This window comes from Microcoleus sp. T3_D1 (assembly GCF_036700405.1).
Lineage (GTDB): Bacteria > Cyanobacteriota > Cyanobacteriia > Cyanobacteriales > Microcoleaceae > Microcoleus.
The window spans coordinates 42,948-50,766 of the sequence record NZ_JAUBOV010000007.1 but is presented as its reverse complement, the minus strand read 5'-3'; the positions used below and the strand labels follow the sequence as shown (position 1 = coordinate 50,766).

The 7,819-nt window shown below is 51.7% G+C and carries 3 protein-coding genes and 1 pseudogene; all 4 read right to left on the bottom strand.

Annotated features, from left to right (window positions below; all coding sequences use genetic code 11):
* Positions 1 to 116: 116 nt before the first annotated feature.
* The gene (locus QT992_RS05330) at positions 117 to 3,407 is read right to left on the bottom strand and encodes an Ig-like domain-containing protein (protein ID WP_333376661.1); all 3,291 of its coding nucleotides are present in this window, start codon (positions 3,405 to 3,407) and stop codon (positions 117 to 119) included.
* Positions 3,408 to 3,420: 13 nt separating this feature from the next.
* Positions 3,421 to 4,689, bottom strand: a complete 1,269-nt coding sequence (locus QT992_RS05325) for a transposase (protein WP_333317509.1) — start codon at positions 4,687 to 4,689, stop codon at positions 3,421 to 3,423.
* Positions 4,634 to 5,170, bottom strand: a pseudogene (locus tag QT992_RS05320) (IS607 family transposase). Before QT992_RS05320 ends, QT992_RS05325 begins: the two are co-directional and overlap by 56 nt.
* 415 nt (positions 5,171 to 5,585) lie before the next feature.
* Positions 5,586 to 7,796 carry a recombinase family protein gene (locus QT992_RS05315; protein ID WP_333337875.1) on the bottom strand — a complete coding sequence of 737 codons (2,211 nt, stop codon included), beginning with the start codon at positions 7,794 to 7,796 and terminating at the stop codon, positions 5,586 to 5,588.
* Between the last annotated feature and the right edge of the window lie 23 nt (positions 7,797 to 7,819).

The following is a 7,819-nucleotide window of genomic DNA, read 5'->3' as shown; positions in this document are numbered from 1 at the left end:
TCATCGGCGACGGTGCCGGGGACGGCGACGGTGCCGGGGACGGCGACGGTGGGGGAAAAGCTACTGGTACTGCACTTGGCATTGTTCCGACTCCTTGCGACGCTACTCAAAAACTACTAAATAAACTTAAAGTCAGATGCAGTAATGACGGTGCTCAGGGCTCCCGGCACTGTAGGAATAGAATTCAACACTGCCAAATCGAAAGCTGGGAGACTGTCATCTGCCACATTCGGGTCGAAGCCGAGAACGTACTTGTTAAAAGTATTGTTCAGGTACACGAAGAAAGCTCCCGTTTTGCTCGAACCCTTTTGATTTTTCAACACTGCATTTACTGCTTGAGCGTTATCAAATTTAGATTCAAACAAAATGACTGATTGCTTGCTGATGTCGTCGCCGCTAGACCCGATATTCCTGACGATAAAACTGGTGAAATCGAGAGTAGTTCCTGAGTTGGTTAAACCTGCGAAATTTGACGACCTGAACAAAAATCTGTCGGTCTCGCTGCCGTTAGCGTTAAAGTCAGCAATCACGTCCACGCCTTCGCTGGGAGTTTCGTAGTAGAAGAAATCATTGCCAGCATCGCCCGTGAGCAAGTCAGAACCGGCACCGCCACCCAAAATGTCATTGGCTGCACCGCCGGAAAGCGAGTCGTTGTCATCGCCGCCCAATACCAAGTCATTGCCGAAGGCGCCGCTGAGACAGTCGCTGCCGGCACCGCCGTCGAGAGTGTCGTCGCCCGCTTGGCCGTCGAGGGAGTCGCTGCCGGCCTCGCCCAACACGTAGTCATTGCCCGAACCTCCTAGTCCCGTGTCGTTGCCTCCTCCACCCAACATCGTGTCATCGTTGTCGCCGCCCAAGATGGAATCGTTATTGATACCGCCGTCGAGCAAGTTTCTGCCCAGTCCACCGTCGAGGATGTCGTCGCCTGCACCGCCGTCGAGGGAGTCGTCGCCAAGGCCACCAAGTAAGGTGTCGCTGCCGGTTGCTCCAAGTATCGAGTCGTCGCCGGATTCTCCCAACATCGAGTCATTGCCTGTTCCGCCGTCAATGGTGTCGTTGTTGTCACCGCCCAAGAGGTTGTCATTGTCATTGCCGCCGAACATCAGGTCGTTGCCCAGCCCGCCGATCAGCGAGTCTATGCCGTCTTGGCCGTCAACGGTGTCGTTGCCCAGTCCGCCGTCAACGGTGTCGTTGCCGATCGCACCCACCACCGAGTCGTTGCCTGCTTCACCGAATACCAGGTCGTTGCCGCCATTACCATCGATCAGGTCGTTGCCGTCGCCCCCAGATAGGGTATCGTCGCCGGCCCCGCCGACGATGAAGTCGCTGAGGTTGCTGCCTGTAAAGCTGCTGGCCGGGAGTGCGCTGCGATCGACAATATTATCTACCACCGTGATGCTAAAGGATGCCGGCCCGATAGTTGCAGATCCGTCGGAGGCTGTAAACGTGAAAGTGTCGCTGCCACCTGCTGCCAGCAAGTTGTATTTGACGATGTTGTTATTGATATCGTCTTGGGTGAATTTGCCGCCCACGTTGAGAAATGTGCTACCCCTTTGGACAAAACCTCTGGTAGCATCGGGGGCTTTAGTAATCGTGTAAACGATTTCCAAGGGGCTGTTGTCGGGATCTGTGATTAACAAATCGGCGGCAGTGATTGTCCCGATAGGATTACTTTTGGCAACCACCACACCCTCGTTAATTTTTAGCTGCGGCGGGCTACTGACGTTGATGGTTACTACCGCCTTACTTGTGCCGCCGCTGCCGTCTGCGATCGAGTAGCTGAAGCTGTCAGTACCCGAGAAGCCGGGATTCGGGGTGTATTTGAATACGCCGCCGCCCACGGGAACCAGGCTCCCTTTGCTTGCTGGAGCAAAAGTCGTGACAGTCAGAGCGCTTTGTTCCTGGTCAGTGTCGTTCAACAGAACGTTGAAACTGAGTTCTTGACCCGCAACCGTGGTGAAGTTATCGTTAACTGCTCTTGGAGGTTGGTTAAAGATGGGCGTCGGGAACGTCGGCGGCGGACTTCCTGTCGGCGTCGGACTTCCTGTCGGCGTCGGACTTCCTGTTGTTGGCGTCGGGAACGTCGGCAGTGGCTCTGTCGGTGTGGGCGGTGTCGGACTTCCTGTCGGTGTCGGACTTCCTGTCGGTGTCGGACTTCCTGTCGGTGTCGGACTTCCTGTCGGTGTCGGACTTCCTGTCGGTGTCGGACTTCCTGTCGGCGTCGGTAGGGGAAGCGGAGTTGCGCTGCCGGGAACTGTGGGGGCAATTACAAATGAGCTTCGCCCTAGGGTTCTGCTGTCTACTCCGGGCAATACTGCTAAAAAGTCGCCACTGACGCCGTTGCGAATAATCGTACTGCCGGCTTTCGTCTCAGTGCTTTGGAAGATTACCAAATCTTCAAACTTGAGGTCGCCGGTTAACCCGATCGAATCTTCGCCTTGGCGAAAGTCTGTGAAAATGTCGGCATCGGCGATGTCGGGGCCGCCTGTAGTGACAAATGCCGGGTTAGTGCCGTCGCTGCTGCCGCTGGGGGAACTGAATGCACCGATGACGAACACATCTCTGCCTTCGCCTCCTGCGATTATGTCTTTGCCTGCTTCGCCCCAAAGAACGTCGTTGCCAGCACCGCCGTCCACGATGTCGTCCCCGTCGCCGCCGAATACGATGTCGTCGCCGTCGCCGGAAAAAAATGTGTCCCCGCCGGCGTTTCCGTAGAGCCAGTCGCCTCCTTCGTTGCCAAATAGCAAGTCTTCGCCGTCGCCACCGAAGAGCGAGTCGTTGCCTTGGTCGCCCCACACGATGTCGTCGCCTCGATCGCCCAAAAAGCTATCGTCGCCAGAACCCCCACGCAAGCTATCGCTGCCTTTTCCCCCATAAGCCGTGTCTCTGCCTTCGCCTCCGATTACCGTGTCGTTGGCGTCATTGCCGTACAGCAGGTCAGGGTTATTTGCCCCGTCGAGGCAGTCGTTGCCTTTGCCTCCGTACACGGTATCGAGTCCTGAACCGCCGTCGAGAACGTCGTTCCCTGGCGCGCCGAACAGCACGTCGTCATCATCGCCCCCGAATACTAAATCGTCGCCGTCGGCTCCTTGGAGGTTGTCGTTGCCTTGCAGCCCGGAAATCACGTCGGGCCCGGGACTGCCAACTAAGGAATCGTTGGTTTCTGTGCCACGGACTACGCCGCCGATGATTCCGGGCGAGGTACCTTGGCCTCCGCCCCCTGTGTCGTCTATGTCGCCAATTGTGTCGTCCCCGGAGGGAGGTGTTGGAGGTGTTGGAGGTGGTGCTGGGGTTGGAGGTGTTGGCGGCGTCGGAGGTGGTTCTGGTGTTGGAGGTGGTTCTGGTGTTGGAGGTGGTTCTGGTGTTGGTGTTGGTGGTATAATTACTGCTGGCACTGCACTTGGCATTATTTTGGCTCCTTTAAACGACGATCCCGATTAACTTTAAGAACTGATTAGTATCAGATACATTTAACCCGGTAAATCCCGGACGCTCGCCAGGAATAACCGTGTATGGCAAGATAGAGAAAGCAGCAAGCTCTCCTATCAAGGAGGTATCTCTCAAAGCTTTCAACAAAATATTGAAAGCACCGTTTTTGTCTCTGTCCAGAGTGTGTCCGCACTCTGGACATTTAAAGACTTTAGACCCGCCTAATTTAGTATGAATGTGTCCACACTTTGAACAGGTTTTTGAGGTGTACTCTTCTGTCACGTCTACTACAACACCACCATGTTTAGTGGCTTGATGCTTCAACATTTGCTTGAAACGATAATGACTTAAAGTGACCATCGCCCTAGCTGTTTTAGTTGCTAAAGAGCGCTTACCTTTCTTGACCATTTGTTGCGTCTCGAAGGTTGGCAAGAAAATTAACTTGTACTTGCCTGTCAAATATTTTGCAGCTTTTTTATGCAATTCATTGACTAAGTTTTTGATTTTGATTCTAATTTTTGCTGCTGATTTTCGCAGGCCATACCTCAGCCGCTTGAATTGCCTTCCTTTACTTACCCCAATGCGGGACATTAATTTGTCTAGATGTCTTGCTAGCCGATAGATGCGACCGATATCGTTTTTTCCTATTTCGACAAAGCCACTGCCGTCAAAACCAGTAAGGAAAGTTCTAACGCCCGGATCTAAAGCTATCACCAAATCGCTATCAATCGGCTTGATTTTTGGTACATCAATTGCATAGCAGATAAACCATTGCCTGTTAATCAAGCTGAGTGTTGGTTCGTGTTGCATTACCTCGATGATAGGTTCCGAGGCTTTAAAGGTTAGCCCTTTAGTAGAAGTTGGATAAAAAGTCCCCAATTTCCAATTAGATGTTTGAAACCGGATAGTCTCAGATGTATCGAAACGGCTTCTGAATTTTGCCGTTCCTTTTGTCTTTTTAGCTGCCTTGTGTGCTTCAAAAGCTTGAAAGACTGCCATTTGTCGCGGGTTGTAAGGTTGCTCGGAAACCCAGGTGGGAGCCAAGCCCATTACCTTTTTTCTTAATTCATACTTGCCAATTCTTTCGTCTTTAAGGATAGCAATTGCTTGGTTGTAACACCATCTACTTGCTGCAATCCAAGTCCTCCATTTGGCTGCTAGCTTGGTTTCCGGGTAAACTCGAATCTTCTTTGATAGCAGATTTTTATTTTCGCAAGCCGTAGATTCGGCAACTAAAGACGTGGATGATGGCAAGCACATCTTCAACCATTTATCGTTCTGGAGACAGCTCGTTTCTGCCCAGAACCATGAGTTGGCAATTGTTTGGCTCGCAGATCCATTTGATGAGATCGCCACCAAACCGGCACAGTCTGTCTTGGTGTCCCACCACAACTGTTGAGATATCTCCTGACATGACTTGTCCCAGAAGGGCAAGCAGGGCTTTTCTTTTGAAGTTGAGTCCACCTCCGATGTCTTTGAAGACTTTAGCTTGCGGGTAGAGACTTTGGAGGTAGCTGACTTGTCTGTCAAGGTCTTCTCGTTGTTTGTAGCTGCTGACTCTGGCGTAGATGGCTGTAATTCGGTCGTGTCCGGTTCCGAGAACGCTGTCGATGTCGTAGCGTCGCTGGTTGGAGGGAGTTCTGATTGCTGATATTTTGTCGGCAAGTTCCCAGTTTCTAAGGGTTTTATCTGAGACTTGCAGGATTTTGCAAGCTTCTGGCGGTGTGACATATCTGGTCATCGCTAGGTGGTATTTTTGTTGTCAATACATAATATAAGGTTTTACAAGGATTTACAAAGAATTTCTAAGAAATCGTTTACTTTGCGACGGCAGTTTGTTGCCACAAATCTGGCTTAAAATTGATTAATAACCCCATCATTTCTAACATACTAAATCCAAAATGCAACGGCTATAGATATTTTTTAAGCCGGGCATCTTTTGATTTCAAAATATTAATGATTGCACGTTTTGCTGCCTATCTTGGGTATACTTTAATATCGCGCTATTTCGATAGAACCTAGAAGTCGGGATTGGAGTCAGCCCGGTGTATTTATCCAGAATCCGAAAAAATAAAAATCTTCGCCGTCATAATTTTTTCTTTCCGAATGTTCAATGCTGAAAACAGATGTGCCTCTTGCCTGCAGAAGCGAATGCCTTATGCTGACTGCTGACAAGAAACAGAGCTGTTAATTAGGGGCAGAAGCGGCCCGGTTTGTTCTTGTCCACTGACGGATAGTTCGCTGTGGCAAAGGTAAAGCAGGGAACAGCGACTTAACAAATCTAGCAGAATTCGCCGCAGTCGCTGTTGGTCAGCCGCCGTTTCTTCTTCGGTTTCCCAGGGGCGCCCCAGTTGCGATCGCAAAAATAAGGGAGCGCCAAACAATGTCGCCGCACCGCCGCTCAGCCACAGGGGCGAGCCGGCATCCAGCCAAAAGTGCCATTTGTGGGCGCGGCGGCTGCTGCGGTACTGGAAGATGTTGGCGAGGGTGACGGCTCTGGCTGCTGGGCCTTCGGGACGCACTGGAAAGGGGTTGGCGGTGACGGTTCCTTGGCGCAACAACTGGATGAACCGGGCGATCGTTTCTGAGTCGCCGCCGTTTGTGGGTTCTACGCGCTGCATTCGCCCGTTAATTTCCCAGTAGTGGGTGGCGGTTTCCATTAACTCGCGCAGGGCTGCTAGCCGATCGTAGGGGAGGTATCTGTCGTTCATGAGAAATTTCTGGATGGCTCGATCGAGCAGGGCAATTGGGCTCGGCAACAGCCGCTCCTGCTGTTGCGATCGCTGTTGTTCGATCCACTCCACAATCTGCTCGTAGGCCCTGGCTGCTCGGTGTCCCACTCTGTCCCACCGGGGAAAAGCTGTAATTGCCAGCAATTGAGGTCGATCGATATCTGGACAAAAACAGTGATCGGCGATTAAACCTGCTCTCACTTGGTCGATCGATTTTTGATTGTGAATTTGAGATTTTAGATTGAACGTCAAGTTGGAATCTTCTGTTTCCAATGAACTGTGTTTCTGGCTGCCCAACACTACCAGCATTTCGGCTGCGCCATCTCGATCGACTAAACGGCCGAGTCCCGGATAAACTAAGGCTAACAAAGTGAGTAAAGCTCGAATCTCTGGGGTAGTCGAGAGCGGCCGCTGATCGTTGAGAGATACGGCGGCGATATTATCTCGCGCCAGAATTTCCGTTAAACTGTAACGGGCGATCGCATCCATCCCAGGGGCAATTACGGCGATTTCCTGGGGTTCCACGGCTTGTGACTTCACCGCATCCACGATGATTTCGGCGGTTTCTCGCAGCAGTTGAGCCCGGGAAGTGGTTTGGAGCGATCGAACTTTACCGGGCAAACTCAAGCCTAAAGGATAAAAACCCTCAGTATTAACTGCTAAACTTACCGCTAAATCTCCAATCTCTAGGGCTAAACCGGCTTTTTCGTCCAAATTTACCACGCTTTGACAGCGGTCTTCGAGTCTGGCTAGGTATTCCGTATCAGCCCCCAAGCCCAAACGCACTCCTCCATCTGGGTTGTAGGAGAACGCCCCCGCTGCACCGAAGTCGAGCATTCGATCGAACAAATGGCGACTTATCGCGGGATAATCGTCAACATCGTCTGCGATCGCAGCTTGGTATCTAGAGGCCAAATGCTGCTGGTAGGTGGCATCCGGCAACAAATAGCGCCAGTAGAGTTCGCAAACAATCCCGTAAGTCAGGAACCCCCGCGTCAAGCACCAGTCGCACCACCTTTCGAGCAACTCTCCCATGCTAGTCCACAGGTTGTTCGAGCCGCCGTCACCAGCAAATCCCTGTTCTAGAATGCTGGGAATCTCTTCTCTGGGCGTACCGCTGACAGCAGCAAGTTGTAATAAGTCAAGTGTTCGACGCACCATTCGGTTTGGGCTTACCCCTGTTTGTTGCAAAATGCCTTCGTCTAGTTCGCGACGCCAGAGTCTCGCGGCAAGTTCCAGTTCTGTTTCAGGTTGCAGCCGCAGGGGAAATTGAGCCCTCAAATCCAGCGACTGAACTAGCAGGGGCCAAAATAGCAATACCTCCTGCTCAAAAAAACCGAAGGGCGTTGTGGAGTGAAAGGTATATTTTCCTTCGGTAGCGACGGCGATGCGATCGGCTAATTCTAGCCGGTTGTCTCCGTTAGCTGCTAAGACTAAAATTGCTGGGGCAGTTTGTCCAGCCCGCCGCCGCCCGGAACTCGATCGCCCTGAAACTGTTGTGGGCAAGGGCTTGACAGTTTTGCTCCAAATGCAGAACTGCTCGACTAAGCGAGTGGTTTTGCCGCTGCGGGCAGATCCGACAATCCAAATTGAATCTTCGGTGGCCGTTCTCAATTTATGTAAATTTGTTACCATACCGTGAATACTTTAATCACTAA

Excerpts from the sequence above, each read along its gene's own strand:
- QT992_RS05330 (WP_333376661.1), bottom strand. The coding sequence starts at position 3,407 with ATGCCAAGTGCAGTGCCAGCAGTAATTATACCACCAACACCAACACCA.
- QT992_RS05315 (WP_333337875.1), bottom strand. The coding sequence starts at position 7,796 with ATGGTAACAAATTTACATAAATTGAGAACGGCCACCGAAGATTCAATT.
- QT992_RS05325 (WP_333317509.1), bottom strand. The coding sequence starts at position 4,689 with ATGTGCTTGCCATCATCCACGTCTTTAGTTGCCGAATCTACGGCTTGC.